We start from the raw sequence: 18863 nt of genomic DNA, 5'->3' as shown, positions 1-18863 counted from the left end.
GCTCCACCTGCAATATGCAGACCATTGTCGTCAGCTTGCCCAGTCCTGAAAGTGCGATCGCACTCTCAGGCTACCAAAACGAAAATCTGAATCTCCTGTCCCAGCAAACGGGGGCCACTGTGGTCCTGCGGGGACAGGAGATTCGCATTTCTGGCCCTGAGAATGCGGTGGAGCTGAGCCGACGGCTGATCGGACTCTTGGAACCCCTGTGCAGCCAGGGAAACCCCCTCAGCCGTGCCGATATTTTGACCGCACGTCAAGCCTTGGAAGGGGATCGCCTAGAAGAATTCCAGGCGATGCAGACTGAAGTCGTAACCCGCACCCGCCGGGGTGAGGTGATTCGGGCCAAAACCTTTCGCCAGCGCCAGTACGTGCAGGCGCTCAAGCGGCATGATCTGATTTTTTGTTCGGGGCCAGCGGGGACCGGAAAGACCTTTTTGGCGGCGATGGTGGGGGTTCAGGCGCTCTTGAGTGGAGACTACGAACGCCTGATTTTGACCCGCCCAGCAGTGGAAGCGGGGGAAAGATTAGGCTTTCTGCCGGGAGATCTTCAGCAAAAGGTGAATCCCTACCTGCGGCCCCTCTACGATGCCCTCCATGAGTTGATTGACCCAGAGAAAATCCCCCATCTGATGGACCGGGGCATGATTGAAATTGCCCCCCTGGCCTATATGCGGGGCCGGACCCTCAGCAATGCCTTTGTAATCATGGACGAGGCCCAGAATACGACCCCGGCCCAGATGAAGATGGTGCTGACGCGGTTAGGATTTCAGTCCCGCATGGTGGTGACGGGGGACACGACCCAAACCGACCTGGATACGCGCCAACCATCGGGGCTAGCGGTGGCGCAGAAAATTTTGGCGGGGGTAGAGGGGGTAGCGTTTTGTCGGCTCACCGCCTCGGATGTGGTCCGCCACCCCCTAGTGCAGCGGATTGTCGCCGCCTATGAAAAATACGAAAATCACGGGCCTCAACATAGAAATCCGGGCAGTGCCTAAGAAGTAAGGATGAAGTAAGGATAAGGATAGAGTATTTATTTTGCGAACAAAAGACAGGCCAAAATATCATCCTGCGGTACTAGGATGAGGCGTGATCTCAGTCGAACGGTGAGGGGCGTTTCTGTACTAGGCAGACTGGGGTAGGGACCAGCTCTGGGAGCGTTGGAGGTGGTGCATGTGGTGGAATAATTTCCAGCAATATTGCTCCGGTAGGCCACAGGTGTAGGCCCCCCGCAGCACCACATTGAAATACCAGTCATTGGGGGCAATTTCTTGGGAGAGTTTTTCGATGACGGTGTAGGTCCGCACGGTGGAATAGGTGACGCCGTTGCAGCACACGGAGACCTTCTCTTGGTTGTAGCCGATCTCCCGCGCATCTAGGAGGGGGCTGAGGCGCTGGGGCAGACGGTAGAGGACACCTTCTACGGAGGCGGTTGGATCCTTAACTACGTCTAGGACGCCACAGTTGCGTCGCTCTGAACGCCAGAAAAATCCAAGACGATAGTGGGGCAGGGTGGCAGGGCCAAGGACGTAGTGGTGGGTGCTTTCCCCCAGGGATCGTTTGAGGTCCACTGGACACATGCAGGACCCGTAGGCGAAGTAGTAGAAGCTGGCTTCCTCGGAGTTCATCACTGCCAAATCCTGTGCCGTCATTAAAACTACTATATCCCGACTGGGATACCGGGGATTACTTTAATCCTGTTGCAGGTCTGGGTATTTATGGTGTTTAGCTGATTATGCACAATTCTGCAAAGGGCGAAAAGCCTTTCGCCCCTACGGTATGGAATATAGCGATCCGGGATGACCGTTGAGCCCGCGTCTCTGTGGGTTTTCTCTTGGCGGAGACGCTGCGCGAAGGCAGGGTTCAACCGAGGCTACGACGGTCTTTGAAAATGAAATGTGGTTATTCCGCAGGGTGGGGCAAGCCCTGTCTGCGAGGGTTTTAGGAGTTATGTAGAGACGGTAGCCCTTTTAGGAGGGTGGCCACGACTTGATCTAGGGCTACGGCGCGGGAGGCTTTGAAAAGGAGGCGATCTCCTGGCTGCATTAGGGTGCGTAGGTGAGCAGTGAGGCTGTCGGCATCGGGGAAGGCCAGGGATGGGACTGGATCGGCCCCGGCGGCTAGGGTCTCTGCCTCTGCCGGATCCGCCAGGATCAGGAGCTGATCAATGCCTAGCTGCTGTACCGTTGCTCCTACTTGGCGGTGCAGGGCTAGGGAATGGGTGCCTAATTCTTTCATCGTGCCTAGGACGGCGATGCGCCGCTGGCCAGGGGTTGCCGCCAAGAGGTGGAGGGCGGCCTGCATGGATTCCACCCCGGCATTGTAGGTTTCGTCTAGGATCACGATGTCTTCGGGGAGCGTAAGGCGACGCCCCCGACCCGCCGGTAGGGTCACCTCTATTCTGGTTTGGAGCTGGGTCCAATCCAGATCTAGGGCGCGCATGACTGCGATCGCGGCTAGGTAGTTCAAGGCATTGTGGCGACCGGGCAGGGGCAGGGGAATGGTCAGCCCATCCACGAGGAGGGTGTTTTCTGGTCCCTCTTGGCCTTGGACATCTCCCTGGGTCAGGCCAAAGCTGATCTGGCGACCTGACCACACCCCTGCTGCGGTGACCATCAGGCGCTGATTTTCAGCATTAAGGACGGCGATGCCCTCGGGGGCGAGCTGGGCCAGAAGTTCACATTTAGCATCGGCGATCGCCTGTTCTGACCCCAGGCGACCAATGTGGGCGGTGCCGACGTTGGTGATCACCGCCACGGTGGGTTGGGCGATTTGGGTCAGTAGGGCGATTTCCCCTGGTCCCCGCATCCCCATTTCCACCACGCCAAAGTCGTGGTCTGGGCTCAGCTCTAGCAGGGTTTTGGGGACGCCAATCTCGTTGTTGTAGTTGGCGCGGGTTTTGAGCACGTTGCCCTGGGTTGAGAGGGCGGCGGCGATCAATTCCTTGGTAGTGGTTTTGCCTACGGAGCCGGTAATGGCGACGATGGGGATGGCGAGGCGCTGTCGCCACCATTGGGCAAGGCGTTGGTAGGCGGCGAGGGTATCGGGTACCAGGAGGCAGGATTCGGTTCCGACCACGGGCCGCTGCACCACGGCGGCCACGGCTCCCGCTGCTAGGGCGGCGGCCACAAACTGGTGGCCATCAAAGCTGTCTCCCTGGAGGGCAAAGAATAGATCGCCGGGTTGAATCTGGCGGGTATCGGTGGAGACGCCGGTAACGGCAATGTCTTGCCGGATATCGACGGAGGGCGGGAACTTGCCTTGGAGCGCGATCGCAATATCCCTAAGTGATGCTTGAAAGGCCATGGTCAGAGAAAGAAGCAGGATATATAAACCTTGCCCAAGTCCAGAAGTGGAGTTTCCCCGGTGGAAAACTCCACTTCTGGACTTGGTATGGCTCGGGTCAATCAGGCGTGACACCCGCCAGTATTCTCAGCATCCTACCCCAGTCTGTGTCCCAGGCAATTGCCCATTAACAACCGTCCTTCTGGTTCTGCCTCAACAATGGCTTCAACAATGATCGTTGCGGACAATCCCCCCCGGCAGAGTGGTGTGGCAAAATTGAGCGCCTTCCAGATTGGCGGAGTCAATCCCCTGGGCATAACGCAGATCCACGTTGGTGAGAATAGCGCCCTGTAAGTTAATGTTCGTCACTATGGACAGACTGAGGTAGGCATCGGTCAAGTCAGCCTCCGACAAGTCCGCATCCGTGAGCACGGCCATATCAAATTCCGTGCCTCGCAGATTGGCTCCCCTGAGATTGGCCCCCCGTAGTGAGGATCCGTGGAGGGTGATGCCGGAAAGATTAGCGCCGCTGAGGTCAACACCATTCAGGTCTTTGTACTTGAGACCTGTCTCTACATGGGTACAGTCTGTGCCCGGTTCAATGACACAGCCGTTGATCTCTCGGATCTCGGCTGAGGATGAGGGGAGTTTAACCAGTGTCATTAAGGTCAGAATGATGGCAGCTCCAGTGCCCCGGCAAATTAGACTCAAGAACTGCCCCATAGCTTTCAAATCCGATAGCTGTATCTGGACTTATCCTCTGCTTTATGAGAAGCAATGTCAACTAGGCTATGGTTTATTCAGTCCTATCCCCAGCATCGATGGGATATGCACCCTACGAAACTTCTTTCCTGGTTCCCAGGCTCTGCCTGGGAATCCTCACCGAGGCTCTGCCTCGTCGTTAGAAAACGGGAAGGATATTTATGCTGCCCAGTACTAAGGGCAAACCCAAATGTTGATTCCAAATACCGATCAAGTTATGGGGCTAAAATGCGACTAACTTTTGAGCCGCATAACGTTTGAGCAACCATAAATGTCAGATTTAGATAGGCGGACTGAATTGATCTCGGTGGACTTGGGGGATGGCCTGATCGCTCAGGTTGAAGTCACGGAAACCGGACGGGAGCAGGTGCGGGCCGGAACCTTGCCTTTTGACTCGGTGGGTAGAGCGATCGCAAAAATTTCCCAGGTCATCGCGGCCCCGATTCAGGCGGCGAAGCCCACCAAAGCCACGGTGAAATATGGTTTAGCGATCGGCATTGAGCAAGGCAGTTTAGTCGCCGCCATTGTCCGGGGTACGGGCACCGCCAATTTAGAAATTACCCTGGAGTGGGAAAACAAGCCAAAATCAGACAAGCCCGCCCCTTAGCGCCCCCTACTTGCCGATGCCGTCATCCCGCGATCGCCTGCTTCAGCACTGCACGGTTAAGCTTGTCCCGGCTAATTCCAGCAATTGGGGCACGGGCTTTTTGGTCACGCCCAATCACATTCTCACCTGTGCCCATGTGGTGGCAGGGTACGAGGTGATTCCGGTCTGGTGGCGGGGGCAAGCGTGGGCGACGGCCAGGGTAGAGCAGAGTTTGCCGCCGCCCGTTGATCTGGCCCTATTGCAGATTGCACCCACCGAGGGCGAACAAACGCCCTCGGTGTTGCTGAGCGAAACCTTCAACCCCTTTGATCGGTTGTATGTCTATGGCTATCCCGATGACTTCCCCGATGGGGGATCGGTGACGATTCAGTGTGAGGGCGAGGTGCAGGAGCAAGGGGTGACCCTGATTAAGGCCCAGGCGGGGCAGGTGCGACCGGGGCACAGCGGTTCCCCGGCCCTCAACTGGGAAACGGGGCTGGTGTGCGGGGTGGTGAGTGTCACCCGCAGCCGCTCAACGGACTTGGGCGGACTCCTGATTCCGGTTTCGACCGTATTCAGCCACTTTCCCGATCTTCAAGCCCAAAACCAGGCGGCCCACCCCAAGGACTCCCTCTGGTTGACGCTGCCGCTGCAATCCCCGGCGGTATCCCAGCCTCGGTCTGCGGTGCCGCCGCCCCAATTTTCCACCTATAATCCCGCCACCTTCGTCGGACGCACCGCTGAAACGGCAACCCTCACCGCTTGTCTCCAGGGCAGTTGCCGGATTTTGGCGATCGCAGGCATGACGGGCATCGGCAAAACGGCCCTGGCGGAACGGGTGGTGGCTAATCTGATGGATGCCCCTCTCCCGATATCCCTCTCCCAAGGAGCGAGGGACTACAATCCGGTTCCCCTTCTCCCTGGGGAGAAGGGGCTAGGGGATGAGGGCAACGCCCTGCCCTACTATTGCTTTAGACTATATGAAACTCTCAGCCTCGCCCCCGACTTTGCCAACAGTGGCGCGGCCCTGTTGCGGGAACTGGGGGAAGAACCCACCCTGGCGGATCAGCAAGATCCCGCCAACCTGGTGGAGCACATTCTCCAACGGCTGCACCACCAGCCCTGCCGCTTGCAAATTGACTCCCTGGAGCGATTGCTGCGGGGCAATGAGCAGGAGGGCTGGAGTGAGTTTTGCGACCCCCTCTGGCTGGATCTGCTGCAAAAAATCCTGGCGGGTACCGACTGCCCCAGCCAACTGCTCCTCACCAGCCAATACATCCCCGGAGACCTGGATGCCGTCGCCTCCCGCTATCCCCAGTTCTGGCACTGCGAACCCCTCCAGGGCTGGACCCCCGACGAACAGCGCACCCTATTCCAAAACCTAGGCTTAACCCCCACCGATACCGACTGGGAAATCCTTCAACGCATTGGAGCCTTCTACGACGGGCATCCCCTGGTGTTGCAGGTGATTGCTGAGGAAGTCCGCCAGCGCCCCTTTCTGGGCAACATCCGCCAATACTGGCACCACTACGAGGCCGAATTCACCCCCACCACGCCTGCCACCGCCACCAAGCTCGATCGCAGCCGCCTCTTCCGTCGCCGCGTCCGTCAGCGGGTGGAGCAAACCCTCCAACGCCTCCCCGAACCCGCCCGCCAAATGCTCTGCGCCAGTGCGGTCTTCCGCCGCCCTGTGCCCATCGAGTTTTGGCACGCCATGCTGCCCGATGGCGACCCCCAAGCCGCCTTCGACACCCTCCAAGATCGCCACCTCGTCGAATACGCCTTACCCCCAAACCCATCCACCCATCCACCCACTCCCCTCTTAGTCCGCCAACACAACCTCATCCGCGCCGTCGCCTACGCCCTGCTCAAAGCTGCCCCACCCATCTGGGAAGCCGCCGAACGCCAAGCCGCCCACCTCTGGCTCACGGAGTACCAACCCGCCCCGGATGCTCCCAACCTGGAAACCGTGCGCGGCTACTTGGAGGCATTTGAGCATTTTTGTCGAGTTGAAGACTGGAGGGAAGCCGGAAAGATTGCAGAGAATAGAGATGTTAGGGATCAGCTAATTTTTGGTGGCTATAGCGGATTTCACAAAGATGTGGTACGAATAGCGGGTAGAAAAAGCGCGAGGAGCCGATGAAGGCCTACAGCACCGATTTGCGACAGAAGATTATTGAGACCTATGAGAACGAGCGCATTTCGCAGCGCCAGTTAGCCCAGCGATTTCGAGTGACTCTAAGTTTTATCGTGAAACTGCTGAAGCAGTATCGGGAAACGGGTGAGCTTGCCCCCAAGACCAGTCCTGGGCGACCGAGGGAACTGGATGAGGCGCAGATGCAGNGGGTTCAAGCCTTCGTTGAAGCGAACCCTGATCTGACCTTAGATGAGCTTCGCGCCGAAGTGGCTCAACAGTATGGGGTGACGGTGAGTCGATCCACGATGTGTCGGGTGATGAAGCGGCTTCAGTTCACCCGTAAAAAAAAAGCCCTTCACCCCAGTGACAAGGTGAGTGATCGGGTACAGCGGTTGCGAGGGGAGTACTGGGATGAGATTCGAGACATCCGAGTTGAAGACTTGGTGTTTATCGATGAGTCGGGGATTAATCTGGGGTTGATTCGGTTGTTTGCCTGGGCGCTGCAAGGCCGACGAGCCTATGGAGAACAGCCCAAGCGGGGGAAGAATGTGTCCCTGGTGGCAGGGTTAAGCTTGGCTGGGGTAGTGGCTTCGGCGGTGATTTTAGGAGCCTTTGACGGCTTGAGTTTTGAGGCATTTGTGGCCACTCGCCTGGTGCCCAACCTTTGGCCAGGGGCCTGTGTCGTGATGGACAACTGTTCCATTCATAAGGACGACATGATTCGGGAGTTGATTGAGGCCGCAGGGGCACGTCTGGTATATCTGCCGCCCTATTCGCCGGACTTCTCGCCGATTGAGAACTTTTGGTCAAAGCTAAAGTCAATTCTCAGGGCACTGGGGGCACGGACTTATCAAGCGCTATCAGAAGCCCTTGAAATAGCCTTTGAGGACATCTCTGAAGCGGACATTAAAAGCTGGTTCACCCATTGCTGCTATTGTGCCGCATAATTATGAAATCCGCTATAAGGAGGTGTGATTGTCCAAGAAAAAGTTCCGTAAGTCCGTTGACAGCATTCGACGGCAGATAGAGATCCACCATGAAAAAATTGCCCATGAACAGCAAAAAACTGTTCCAGATGAGAATCTAATTAACTATTGGCAGAAGGAAATCGCGGGTTTGCAGAAAAGTTTAGCCAGAGCAGAAAAACGATTGAGGCGAGGAAAATGATCTCTAGTATTCAGCAGCCCATCCAAGTAAGTTCCACCCTATGCACCCTTTTGGCGGAGCTAGGCGAGGAATGTGAAAAGGTTGTGTTTTTACTCAGCCAACTCAAGCTCACCAACCTCACCGATGATCAAAAAGGCGATATTCTAGCGGAGCTGACTGGCTCTGTCTGCCATCTTCACGTTCACACAGAGCAACTGCCAGCGCTCATTGAGGACGAAATCCTGACGTTACCTGATGATCTAGATGATGATTAAGTACGAACTCATTATTTACTGGAGTGAGATTGATCAAGCCTTCATTGTCGAAGTCCCTGAACTACCCGGTTGTGCGGCGGATGGCGAAACGTAATTAGTCACCGCAATAGGAGAGGCTTAATGAGAAAGCCTCCAGAGACCCAGGATTATCCCGGTAAGAGAGCAGGAGGGGAGCACCCCGATGAGGCGATGAGCTCAAAGAGGTGGTCTACGGCGTTTTTACCCTGACGACGCATGGATTCAAGAAAACTGAACATCATCGCCACTAACTGAGCGCCCCAATCACTGCGGGCACCGCCACTGACTTTGCGATGAATCACCACGGGCCGTAGACCCCGTTCTGCATCATTGTTGTCCGGTTTGACCTCAGGCTGGGAAAGAAATGTGAACCAGTCTGCCCAATGCCGCCGAAACCGATTCGCCAACCCTTGGGCATCCGCAGCCCAGCGTCCGTGGAGAGGATGCTCTAGGACATAGGCTAACTCCGCCTCAATGATGGGCCGCAGAGCCTGGAGTTCAGCCCGACTGAGCTGCCCCTGATGATAGTCCCGGTGGGCTTGGCGAGCGGTGTAGATAATGGGGAAGATCCGGTGGGCGAATTCCCGGTTTTCTGAGAACCGAGATGTGGTTAACGCCTTTAGCTCCCGCTCCAGGTGAGCCCAGCATTTCTGTTTGGCGACCGCAGATTGCGGCCCATAGGCCGACCAGCAATCGCTGCTGAGAATGCCTGCGAAGTCCTCGCCCAAAAGTGTCTTGACTTCGGCTGAACTGCGGGTCGGGGCAAAGAACAGGGCGCAGCACTCCGGGGCGGTGGCGATCCAAATCCAATGGTTCACCCCGTTCAAGCGATAGCTGGTCTCATCGACACAGCGCACCCCCGGTTGTTGAATCCAGCTCCACCATTGCTCATAGGCAGGTTGCAGAGCCTCACAAAACCACTGATGCAGCTTTGCTAAACTCCCCTGAGACATCGGAACACCGAAGATGCTCTCGACGACATAACGCTGTTTTGACCAGGATAGGTTGCCCCCATACCCCAACCAGCCCACCACACTACTCAACCGTCCGCCATAGCTAAACCCCTCCCGGCACCCCAGAGGCAACTCCTGGTGGCCTTGCCACCCGCAGGCCGGACACCGATACAACGGGCGCTCGTAATCCCAAATCTCGACGAGGTCTGGCACCAGTTCAGCTACTTGCTGGCGTTTTGTCCCCTGGGGTTGGCGCTCGACGGCACCGCCGCAGACAGGGCATTTCTCCACGTCGAGCAATATGGTGTGATCAATCCAACCAAAGCCATTGCGCGTCGTACCGGGGTGGTTGTATTTGGGGCCTCGTTTGCGTTGGGGCTTGCGTTTATCCCGGTTCGGTTTCTTTGGGCCATCAGCAGAGGGCGGCTGAGAGCTCGTTTCACTGGTGCGCCCGGTCACTTTCTTGAGCTTCTCGCCCAACGTCTCGAACTGTTCCTCTAGCTCTTTCACCCGTTGCTTGAGGCGCTCAGTCTCTGAGCATTGCTCGCAGTAGCGCTCATACCAATACCTCGCCCCTTGCTCTTCGGGGGCGATCTCCGGCAGGTTCAGGTCTGAGGGCGGCTGAATCGTCATGACTCTTACTTTACCGATTTTCCCCTCATTCGCAATAGCCCCCTCTTGTTGCGGTGACTAATTACGGCGAAACCTACCAAGAAGCGGTGCAAAATGTCGAAGTAGTGATTCAAGAATGGATTGCAACGGCACAGGAATTAGGGCGATCCATCCCAGAACCTAAGAGGGTGTCTGAAAAGCTGGAATGTAGGTATGAATTAGCACGTTAGTCGCCTTAACATGACTCGAATATTGGCCACATAAATCCATGCCTCAGCGGTCTCTGGTAGGCGCTCATAGTCTTTACTCAAGCGGCGGCAAAAAGTAAACCAGCCAAATGTGCGCTCCACCACCCACCGCTTGGGTAACAGCACAAATCCCTGCGCACAGTCGGGGCGCTTGATCACCTCAATCACCCATCGAAAGCGGTCCATGATCTCTTTCATGAAATCGTTACCGCTATATCCCCCATCAACCCAAATGACACACAGGCGAGTGAACCACTGACTAACCTGATGCATTTTTTCTAGCACCTTTCGTGCGCCATCCCGCTCAGGGAGACTCGCTGCGGTAACCACAACCATCAGCACTAAACCCATTGTGTCGACCACCACGTTTCGCTTCCGACCTTTGACCTTTTTGTTTGCATCGAAGCCGACCGACTCCGAAATGTAGACATCGCTGTTCACCGACTGACTATCCATCACCGCTGCACTGGGAGACGCTTCGCGCCCCTCCGTTAACCGCACCAACTCCCGCAATCGGTGATTGATGTGTTCCCACACCCCATCATTGCGCCATTGGCGAAAATAATGGTAGACCGTTTTGGCCTTCGGGAAATCATGGGGTAAGCACCGCCACTTGGTGCTATTGTCCAGAACGTACAGAATCGCATTGACCACTTCTCGCATATCCGTGCTCCGAGGTCGTCCACCAGGCTTCGCCGGAGGAATCAAGAGAGAGAGAATATCCCATTGTTCATCAGTCAAATCGGTGGGGTAGGATAATCGCATTGCCCTCAAAAACCCTATCAAGTGTACTTACTGACTGATAGAGTAGCGTTTTTGAGGGCCTTTCTACTTCTCAGACACCCTCTAAAGGTCGATTGCTATTTGCATAAATCGTTCAGAAGGGTTGGAGTCCCGCAGTAGCCGAGACGAGGTTTTACATAGCACGCAGCCGACAGGCGTTGGCGCTGGCAACGAAGCTAGGTATTCCCCTCCAAGCCGAGTGCAAGGCGTTACAATTAAAAATGCAAAATTCAGAATTCAAAGGTGAGGAGGATGGTGCGAGTCCATGCCCAGGAAGATCAGAGAGTTGAAAAGTTTATTGTTAAAGGCAGGATTCACTTACAAGCCTGCAAAAGGTAGTCACGGCAAATGGTCTCATCCTAGGCTATCTAAATCCATCATTATTGCTGGAAAAGACGGCAGTGATGCCAAGACCTATTTAGAAAAGCAGGTTGATGAAGCGTTGGATACATTGAAAAAACTGGAGGATTCTGAGGGATGAAGTACACAATCGTCATCCAATGGTCAGAGGAAGATAGTTGTTTTGTCGTGTTCCTACCCGAATTTGAAAATGTGATGCAGCCCGTCACCCACGGCGAAACCTACGCCGAAGCCTTTCAAAATGCCCAAGAGGTGCTGGAACTCTTGGTCGAGTCAGCGATCGCAGCGGGTGAGACTTTGCCCGTTCCCCAGCAATTCTTTCAGGTGGCTTAACCATGGTCTATCGCTATGCACTGACTCTCCAGTGGAGTGAGATTGATCAAGCCTTCATTGTCGAAGTCCCTGAACTACCCGGTTGTGCGGCGGATGGCGAAACCTACCAAGAAGCGGTGCAAACAAAATGTCGAAGTGGTGATTCAAGAATGGATTACAACGGCACAGGAACTAGGGCGATCTATCCCAGAACCCAAAGGCCGGTTGCTATTCGCGTAAATTGCTCAGAACAGTTGGAGTCCCGCAGTAGCCGAGACGAGGGTTTACATAGCACGCAGCCGACAGGCGTTGGCGCTGGCAACGGAGCTAGTACTGGACGGTGTAAATACTCTAACCGTTCTATCGTGGCACACCTCGGCCCCTCACCCTAGCCCTCTCCCAGGGGGCGAGGGGACCGGAAAATGTTGGGCTAGTGCATCATCAGGTTTGATTTTCAGGGTTTCGTAGTTTCGTAGGGTGCATAGCGCTAAGGCACGGCTTCGCCCACGCGAAGCAATGCACCGCAGAAAGGCAACGCCTAGGGGAAATGGGCACAGGATTTCCGCCCCAGAGTACTAGTACTGCTTGGCGGAAGTGGCCAAGGCATTTATGCGACCAAGGGCTTACCCGTGTAGTTCCACTTGAAGGGCTTAGCCATGGTGCGATTGAAGTAATCGACAAACGCTAAAATCTTCGCCTTGAGTTGGGCTTGACTGGTAAAACTCGAACGTCGGAGTAGCTTACGTACCAGGATGGAGAACCAAAGCTCAATTTGATTGAGCCAGGAGCAATGCTTGGGGGTGAAGTGAACGACCAGTCGATGGCTGGGGTCGCTCAAGAACGCCGCTCGGGTCGCCATAGACAGGAGAATGCCCGTCTTCCCTTTCTGGCCCAGATGAATCGGTTTTTCCTCGCGTTCCGCCACCAGTCGGACGAGAGATTCCGATTGATGAGTGTTGAGGCAATCCATGACCAGATGAATCTTGGAGGCATCTGGAACTTGGGCCAGTAAGGCTCTGAGGTGACTCTCGAGGTCTTGCTCGGTGCGGGTGTCTCCCACGGTGGCCTGATCCACCTGTCCGGTAGCGACATTGAATGAGGCAATCAGGGTTTGAGTGCCATGGCGAATATACTCAAACTCAATGCGGGTACAGCGTCCCGGCTTCATGGCGATGTCAGGCATCGTCCGTTCCAGAGCCTGGATTCCCGTCATCTCATCCAGGCTGAAGGTCAGCTCGCCGTGTTCGGCACGAGTGGCAGCCTGTTCGTAGACCTGGCAAATGTCTTTGACTTTGTCCTCGAAGTTAGGGTCGGGGGGGGGAGAGCCAGTAACGGCTCTGGTGGGGTTTGAGGTCAGCCTCGGCCAACAGTCGGCCCACATGACGGGGACTGATACTCTCGACAATTCCCTGCTTGCTCAGTTCATCGGCCAGTTCTCCAGGGGTCCAATGACTGATGGGGCGGCCATACTGCTCGGGCGGTGCACAAGCTAGGGCATAGAGTTGCGTGATTTGTTCGAGGCTAAAGGTAGCCGGAGCCCCGGGACGAGGGACATCCTGTAGGCGCTCTTCCACAGCGACCTGTTGTTGACTCAACTCCAGCCAACGCCCCCGCCAGCGGCGACTCATCTCTTTGCTGACCCCCAAGTCTCGGGCGATTTCGCCATGGCCTTTGCCCTCATCAGCTGTGAGGATAATCTTGGCGCGCAAAGCGAGCTGCTGTGACGTCCGCTGACGTCGAATCAATTGCTCTAAGTCGCTCCGCTCCGTTTCGCTCAAAGTGAGCCTGGCGGCAGTCAGTCTAGCCATTGTAGAAAAGTCCTCTTTACCCTACCTCTCAATGGTAAGGTCATTTCAGCCACCCAGTACTAGGTATTCCCCTCCAAGCTGAGTGTCAAATGCTTATGGCAGAATTGGAATAGTCCACTCAAGGAGGGCGAAAACCATGAATATACAAGTAATGGGCGATCGACAGATCACAATTCCCCTAGAAATTTGGCAGCGACTAAACCTGCGGGAAGGGGATGAACTGGCATTCAGTTTAGAGGGCAATGAACTGCGATTGCGTCCCGTCAAACAACAACGACTAAGCCAGTTTCGCGGGGTACTACCTGCTACTGTTCCCTATCCCGGTAAAGAGGCAATTCGCCAGCAGTTTGCTGAGTCTTTAGCCGAGTCATAAGCTGCCATGACTAACCTTAGCCGTAACGCATCACAACCCTTGAAGTCGATGCGTTACGCTGCCGCTTTAGCGCAGCCATGCCGCAGGCTATACACATCCTACGCAAGCGTTCGGCTTTATTAAATCCACAATCCTTAGTGTTGAACTAGTACTGGGCGGCAGAAATACCCTGGCCGTTCCATCGTGGCACACTCGGCCCCTCACCCTAGCCCTCTCCCAGGGGGCTACTGTGTACACACAAGTCTTGAAACCGTTGCCTAGTGCCTATTTCAGGCATCAGTCAGTTCTCAATAAACCCAGTCTATTGAGAACTGGCAACGAGAAATCAAGGTTCTAGAGCATCAAGATTTTGAGAAAACGAGCCAGAGATCGATTGTGTATGCAAAATAGCCTCCTGGGAGAAGGGGCTGGGGGATGAGGGAAAGCCCTGGCCGCAAGAGTTTCAGGAGTTATGTATACACAGTAGCCCAGGGGGAGAGGGGACTGGAAAATGTTGGGCTGGTGCGGCAGAATAGTACACCTATTTCGGCCTAGTAGTCTGTCAACTTTACCTTTGTGAGTTTGCGTAGGTTGGGTAAAACGAAGGGTCACCCAACAACAGTGGGCCATGTTGGGTTCCGCTAGCGCTGCACCCAACCTACAAAATTAGGTTTGACAGACTACTAGGTGTACTAGGGCAATAATGCCTGACAAAGCTGGCGGAAGTGATCTCCTCGGACTTCAAAATTGGGGTATTGGTCAAAGCTGGCGCAGGCGGGAGACAGCAGGACTGATTTCACCTTCAGATTAGGGGCGATTTCAGCGCTGCGGGTCACCGCCTGCTCCAGGGTTTCCACAATGTCGTAGGCGCGATAGCCGCTCTCATGGAGGCGCTGGGCAAAGGCATGGGCGGCGCTGCCAATGAGTAGCACTTGGGCTGCTCGCTGGTGGATGGCACGAATCCAGGCGGTGTCATTACCTTCCTTAGCTTCGCCTCCAGCAATGAGAATGGTTGGGGCCGGGACTGAGGTGAGGCCCACTTCGGCGGCGTCATAGTTGGTGGCTTTGCTGTCATTGATGAAGGTGATGCCGCGCCAAGTCAACACCGTTTCTAAGCGATGGGGAACGCCGGGGAACTGGGCGACTCCTGTTGCGATGGTCAGAGACCGGCCCAAAGGGGCCATCGCACTAGGCTCCAAACCTGCCAAACAGGCTGCTGCCACTGCCAGTAATAGGTTCTGCCGATTGTGATCTCCCCCCATCCTGAGGTCTGCTGCTGCCAAAATCCGCCGGCCTTCTACGTGGACCCAGCCCTCCTCGATGTAGGCGTAGGGGGTAAGGGGCGCGATCGCAGTTCGGCCCCCGATGCTAGTCCAGTGGGCATCGGGAAAATGGTGGGGGGCATGGGCGCGCAAATAGGGATCGTCCCCATTCAGCACCACTTGATCGGAACGATGTAGGAGACTGGCCTTGATGGAGAAGTAATTTTCCAGCGTGTGGTGGCGGGCCAGGTGGTCGGGGGTGAAGGTGGTCCAGAGACCAATGCGGGGGGCCAGGGTGGAGCTGGCCTCAATTTGATAGCTGCTCAGTTCCGCAATTACCCAGTCCGGCATCGGCTGGGCCAGGGCTAGATCACAGGCGGCATAGCCGATGTTGCCACAGGCAGGAGCTTGGCGTCCCGCCGCTTGGAAAATAGCAGCGGTGAGGGCGGTGGTGGTGGTTTTACCGTTGGTGCCAGTGATACCAACCCAAGGGCGATCCTTCAGCGCCCGCCAAGCCAGTTCCGCCTCACCAATCACCTCCCAAGCCTGGTCGCGGGCCGCCACTAGGGCCGGTAAATCCCAGGGCACACCGGGACTGACCACCACCAGATTGGCGGCGTCAGCGAGGGTGAAACTGTGGCCCAGTTGCACTGTGATCCCCGCTGCTTCCAAGGCGGCGATGGCCTCCGGGAGGTCGGGGGCGGGATTGCGATCGCTGATCACCACCCGCCAGCCGTCCTGCACCAGCAGGTGGGCAGCGGCGATCCCCGATTTTCCCAAGCCAATCACATGGGCGTTTTTCAACATGCAAGACTGTCGGCTTACCATCCCTTTCCTGCTCGATTTCTGTTCCTGCGCAAACCCTGTTTCTACTCGAATCCTATTTCTACTCGAATCCTGTTTCTACTCGAATCTATGCCTTCACGATTGCGCCAAAGTCCGCTAGTACCCGTGCGTGGTTTCGCAGCAAGCCCAAGAGATTGAGGCGGTTGCGCTGGATGGCAGGGTTTTCGTCCATTACCAAGACACTGTCGGGGCCGTCGAAGAAGCGACTGACAACAGTGGCGGCTTGGGCCAACCCCGAGACCAGTTGACGGTAATCGCGGTTCGCTTGGGCGGCTTGGGTTTGGGGCAGCAGGGTCGTTAATGCTGCTAGGAACGCCTTTTCCGAATCTTGCTGGAAGCGGCTGGCATCCACTACCCCCTCTGGATCAAGAACGATGGGATCCAGATCTCCTTGGCGGGCAAGGCGGGCGGCGCGGTTCACCGTGGCATAGATGGTATCGAGGGTGCCGTCTTGGCGGATCTGCTGCAAATACAGGGCGCGATCGCGACCATCTAGGGGATGGGCTAGAACGCGGGCAGCATAGTCTCCATCGCCATCCCCCAGCACTGCGTTCACCAAGTCGTAGTCCACACCATAGTCGTCCTGGAGCAACGTTTGAAAACGCTGGAGGAAAAAGTCTCGCAGTTGAGACCGCAGTATCTCCCCATCGGTCACCGTCACCTCAGGATTGGCCTCAAAGTCCGTTACCACCTGCTCTAATAGGGCCGCTAAATCCAGATCCAGATTGGCAGCCCAGGTGATGTGGAGAATGGCATTGGCGGCACGGCGCAAAGCAAAAGGATCAGAGGAGCCGGAGGGAATCCGCCCCAGGCTGAAAATCCCCACTAGGCTATCCAGGCGGTCGGCGATACCCACCACCTGACCCACCAAGCTCTGGGGCAGGCGATCTCCCGCCCCCTTGGGCAGGTAATGCTCAGTAATTGCGATCGCAACTGCCTCCGCCTCACCGCTATGACGGGCATATTTTTCCCCCATCACCCCCTGGAGTTCAGGAAATTCCCCTACCATTTGGGTCACTAGATCCGCCTTGCACAGGTGGGCAGCCCGCTGAATCTGGGAGCGAATATCGTCACCAACCTGAAGCTGGGTGGCAATGCGATCCGCGATCGCGGTCAGCCGCACCACCTTTGCCGCCATCGACCCCAGACTTTCCTCAAAGGTGACGGTTTCCAGCTTCGACAAAAAGGCATCTAGGGGCTGAGCGCGATCGGCATTAAAGAAAAACTTGCCATCCGCCAGCCGCGCCCGAATCACTCGGCCATTGCCCTCGGCAATCAGGGCCGACTTGGCGGGGTCACCATTGGAAATCGTGATGAAATAGGGCAACAGCTCCGGGCTGTCTTCCCCCCGACGTAGGGGGAAATAGCGCTGATGGCTCTCCATTTCCATCACCGCCACCTCTGGCGGCAATTCCAGAAACTCGGGGTCAAATGCCCCCACCACCGCCGTCGGCCATTCCACTAGGTTAGTCACCTCCGCCAGCAACTCCGGCGACACTTGGGCGTGGCCCTGCACTGAAGCAGCGGCAGCGAGAATCTGCGCCTGAATTGTGGTTTGGCGACGGCTGGGATCCACATCCACAAAGGCAGCAGCCAAGGTTTCCTGATAGCCACTGGCACGACTCAGGGTCAGGGGTTCTGGATGCAGGACGCGGTGGCCAAAGGATCTGCGATCGCTGCTACACCGCTCGGAACCATTCTCCAACGTGAGGGGAATTAAGGTGTCGTCTAGGAGGGTCACCAACCAGCGAATGGGGCGGGGAAACCGCAGGTCGCCGTCCCCCCAACGCATAAAGCGCTTGCCCTCTAGCCCCAGTACCCACTGGGGCACCAGTTCCGCCAAAATCTCGGTGGTGGCCCGTCCGGGGATACGGTGATTGACAAAGACAAAGGCTCCTTTGTCGGTGTCGCGAATTTCTAGGGCATCCACATCTACCCCCTTCGAGCGGGCAAACCCGAGGGCAGCTTTCGTGGGCTCACCGTTTTTGAAGGCAGCTTGGGCGGAGGGGCCTTTGGCTTCTTCCTGGCGGTCGGGCTGCTGCTGGGGCAACCCCTGGATCACAAGAGCTAAGCGGCGGGGGGTGGCGTAGTAGTCGATGGCCTCGGCCCCAAGAAATGCCTCCTGAAGATCGACGGGAATGCGATCGCGCCACTGGGCCAACGCAGACTCTACAAAGCTGGCGGGCAGTTCTTCTGTCCCCACCTCCAATAAAAATGTCGCCATAGCCTCTTAGTTTAGATACCCTAGGTCACGGAAAATCTGCGGCAGTGAAGGGGTGCAAGCCCCAGACGAGTCTGTGTAGCGCAGATTTTTCAGCTTCACCAGTGTATCGCGGGGGTCGTCCCCATAACGCTGGAATTTAGAGGCCGGGTGACACAGCGCAGATCTTGGCGGAGGTTCACAAGAACGGGTACTCTCCCATGCCTCTAGCGCAGAAAGGCAGAAGGAGGCCAAGAGATTCCTCGCCTCACGAAGGCTCCTGCCTAGATGTACTCGTCAATTCCTGGCCCCAGTGAATTTCTCCGCATTCCTCTCAGCCCTACCCCTCTTCGGAACTGAATTGTTGATTGCTACTGCTAAAGCCGATCATTATCTGAGCGATTCCCTGGTAGACAGCCAAATCCTTCACTGTAGGCTTTTGGTCTGAGACGAGAGGTTCAAGATTTTGGGCAGTCAACCAGAATTATCCCAAACCAAAGGCAAGAGGGTCCAGTGGAAATCTTGAGTTTAAGCACTTCTTAAGTACTTGGATTGATAAAAAATTCCAATACTTCTCCCCAATATAAGGCTGGTAATCCACCACGCCATCCTTGTCATACTGAAATCATGCAATACACCTTTGTAGGAATAAATCCTTGCACCCAGGGGGGTACGGCTACTGTCGTGATCATGAAATAAGCTATGTCCAAGCATTCTTGGTTCTGCTAGAGAATAATTTGCTACATCAACATTTACGCGAACTTGCTGGGGACGCTCTGCGGAATAGCCATGTTAAGCTTCTACACAATGAATTGTCCTGCCATGGAAGTGTGATGACGCCAGGATAGATCGAACAGTATCCCCAGCATATTGAATGGGAACTTGCCCAGTATTAAAGGAAAATAGCTTTGTCTACCG

At 55.9% G+C, this 18863-nt stretch carries 18 protein-coding genes; 9 read left to right on the top strand and 9 right to left on the bottom strand.

What is annotated here, in order from left to right; translation table 11 throughout:
- The first annotated feature begins 14 nt into the window (after positions 1 to 14).
- On the top strand, positions 15 to 998 hold the full coding sequence (locus LEP6406_RS0204910) for a PhoH family protein (protein WP_008313383.1): 984 nt from the start codon (positions 15 to 17) through the stop codon (positions 996 to 998).
- A gap of 126 nt (positions 999 to 1124) precedes the next feature.
- On the opposite strand, the gene LEP6406_RS0204905 is transcribed toward LEP6406_RS0204910, so the two are convergent.
- The 3 genes from LEP6406_RS0204905 to LEP6406_RS26600 form a co-directional block, all read right to left on the bottom strand.
- Positions 1125 to 1652, bottom strand: a complete 528-nt coding sequence (locus LEP6406_RS0204905; protein ID WP_027268854.1) for a gamma-glutamylcyclotransferase — start codon at positions 1650 to 1652, stop codon at positions 1125 to 1127.
- Between the two features lie 289 nt (positions 1653 to 1941).
- A complete protein-coding gene (gene murF, locus LEP6406_RS0204900) occupies positions 1942 to 3306 on the bottom strand; it encodes a UDP-N-acetylmuramoyl-tripeptide--D-alanyl-D-alanine ligase (RefSeq protein WP_008313387.1) in 1365 nt (454 codons plus the stop codon).
- 204 nt (positions 3307 to 3510) lie between these two features.
- Complete coding sequence (locus LEP6406_RS26600) at positions 3511 to 3996, bottom strand: pentapeptide repeat-containing protein (RefSeq protein WP_225886412.1); 486 nt, start codon at positions 3994 to 3996, stop codon at positions 3511 to 3513.
- Positions 3997 to 4318: 322 nt separating this feature from the next.
- Between LEP6406_RS26600 and LEP6406_RS0204890 the strand changes: the two genes are divergently transcribed.
- From LEP6406_RS0204890 to LEP6406_RS35580, 5 genes are all read left to right on the top strand, one after another.
- Complete coding sequence (locus LEP6406_RS0204890) at positions 4319 to 4654, top strand: CU044_2847 family protein (RefSeq protein ID WP_008313391.1); 336 nt, start codon at positions 4319 to 4321, stop codon at positions 4652 to 4654.
- Positions 4655 to 4670: 16 nt separating this feature from the next.
- Entirely contained in the window at positions 4671 to 6776 is a 2106-nt protein-coding gene (locus LEP6406_RS26595; protein ID WP_008313393.1) for a serine protease, read from the top strand.
- Complete coding sequence (locus tag LEP6406_RS30900; protein ID WP_027268853.1) at positions 6773 to 7717, top strand: IS630 family transposase; 945 nt, start codon at positions 6773 to 6775, stop codon at positions 7715 to 7717. The genes LEP6406_RS26595 and LEP6406_RS30900 overlap by 4 nt, the downstream gene beginning before the upstream one ends.
- 216 nt (positions 7718 to 7933) lie before the next feature.
- Positions 7934 to 8191, top strand: a complete 258-nt coding sequence (locus tag LEP6406_RS0204870; RefSeq protein WP_027268851.1) for a hypothetical protein — start codon at positions 7934 to 7936, stop codon at positions 8189 to 8191.
- Positions 8181 to 8285 carry a type II toxin-antitoxin system HicB family antitoxin gene (locus LEP6406_RS35580; RefSeq protein WP_409978140.1) on the top strand — a complete coding sequence of 35 codons (105 nt, stop codon included), beginning with the start codon at positions 8181 to 8183 and terminating at the stop codon, positions 8283 to 8285. The genes LEP6406_RS0204870 and LEP6406_RS35580 overlap by 11 nt, the downstream gene beginning before the upstream one ends.
- Before the next feature lie 52 nt (positions 8286 to 8337).
- Here the strand turns inward: LEP6406_RS35580 and tnpC are convergent, their stop codons facing one another.
- Together tnpC and LEP6406_RS0204855 are read right to left on the bottom strand one after the other, a co-directional pair.
- Complete coding sequence (tnpC, locus tag LEP6406_RS0204860) at positions 8338 to 9795, bottom strand: IS66 family transposase (protein WP_008315340.1); 1458 nt, start codon at positions 9793 to 9795, stop codon at positions 8338 to 8340.
- Positions 9796 to 9992: 197 nt separating this feature from the next.
- Positions 9993 to 10787: an IS5 family transposase gene (locus LEP6406_RS0204855; protein WP_027268711.1), complete on the bottom strand. Its 795-nt coding sequence runs from the start codon at positions 10785 to 10787 to the stop codon at positions 9993 to 9995.
- Positions 10788 to 11091: 304 nt separating this feature from the next.
- Between LEP6406_RS0204855 and LEP6406_RS0204850 the strand changes: the two genes are divergently transcribed.
- A complete protein-coding gene (locus LEP6406_RS0204850; protein WP_263971135.1) occupies positions 11092 to 11286 on the top strand; it encodes a type II toxin-antitoxin system HicA family toxin in 195 nt (64 codons plus the stop codon).
- Positions 11283 to 11498: a type II toxin-antitoxin system HicB family antitoxin gene (locus tag LEP6406_RS0204845; RefSeq protein ID WP_008315265.1), complete on the top strand. Its 216-nt coding sequence runs from the start codon at positions 11283 to 11285 to the stop codon at positions 11496 to 11498. Before LEP6406_RS0204850 ends, LEP6406_RS0204845 begins: the two co-directional genes overlap by 4 nt.
- Before the next feature lie 586 nt (positions 11499 to 12084).
- On the opposite strand, the gene LEP6406_RS0204840 is transcribed toward LEP6406_RS0204845, so the two are convergent.
- The gene (locus LEP6406_RS0204840; RefSeq protein ID WP_263971134.1) at positions 12085 to 12858 is read right to left on the bottom strand and encodes a transposase; all 774 of its coding nucleotides are present in this window, start codon (positions 12856 to 12858) and stop codon (positions 12085 to 12087) included.
- On the bottom strand, positions 12782 to 13285 hold the full coding sequence (locus tag LEP6406_RS26585; protein WP_036028160.1) for a helix-turn-helix domain-containing protein: 504 nt from the start codon (positions 13283 to 13285) through the stop codon (positions 12782 to 12784). The genes LEP6406_RS0204840 and LEP6406_RS26585 overlap by 77 nt, the downstream gene beginning before the upstream one ends.
- A 136-nt stretch (positions 13286 to 13421) precedes the next feature.
- Between LEP6406_RS26585 and LEP6406_RS0204830 the strand changes: the two genes are divergently transcribed.
- A complete protein-coding gene (locus tag LEP6406_RS0204830) occupies positions 13422 to 13658 on the top strand; it encodes an AbrB/MazE/SpoVT family DNA-binding domain-containing protein (RefSeq protein ID WP_027268849.1) in 237 nt (78 codons plus the stop codon).
- 671 nt (positions 13659 to 14329) lie between these two features.
- Here LEP6406_RS0204830 and murD read toward each other — a convergent pair.
- Together murD and glyS are read right to left on the bottom strand one after the other, a co-directional pair.
- Positions 14330 to 15706 carry a UDP-N-acetylmuramoyl-L-alanine--D-glutamate ligase gene (gene murD / locus LEP6406_RS0204825; protein WP_317133816.1) on the bottom strand — a complete coding sequence of 459 codons (1377 nt, stop codon included), beginning with the start codon at positions 15704 to 15706 and terminating at the stop codon, positions 14330 to 14332.
- Positions 15707 to 15812: 106 nt separating this feature from the next.
- The gene (glyS, locus tag LEP6406_RS0204820; protein WP_008316618.1) at positions 15813 to 17969 is read right to left on the bottom strand and encodes a glycine--tRNA ligase subunit beta; all 2157 of its coding nucleotides are present in this window, start codon (positions 17967 to 17969) and stop codon (positions 15813 to 15815) included.
- Positions 17970 to 18863: the final 894 nt, after the last annotated feature.

It is taken from the genome of Leptolyngbya sp. PCC 6406, from assembly GCF_000332095.2.
Taxonomy (GTDB): Bacteria; Cyanobacteriota; Cyanobacteriia; order Phormidesmidales; family Phormidesmidaceae; genus PCC-6406.
The sequence above is the reverse complement of the archived record's forward strand: the minus strand, read 5'-3'. Positions and strand labels throughout refer to the sequence as shown.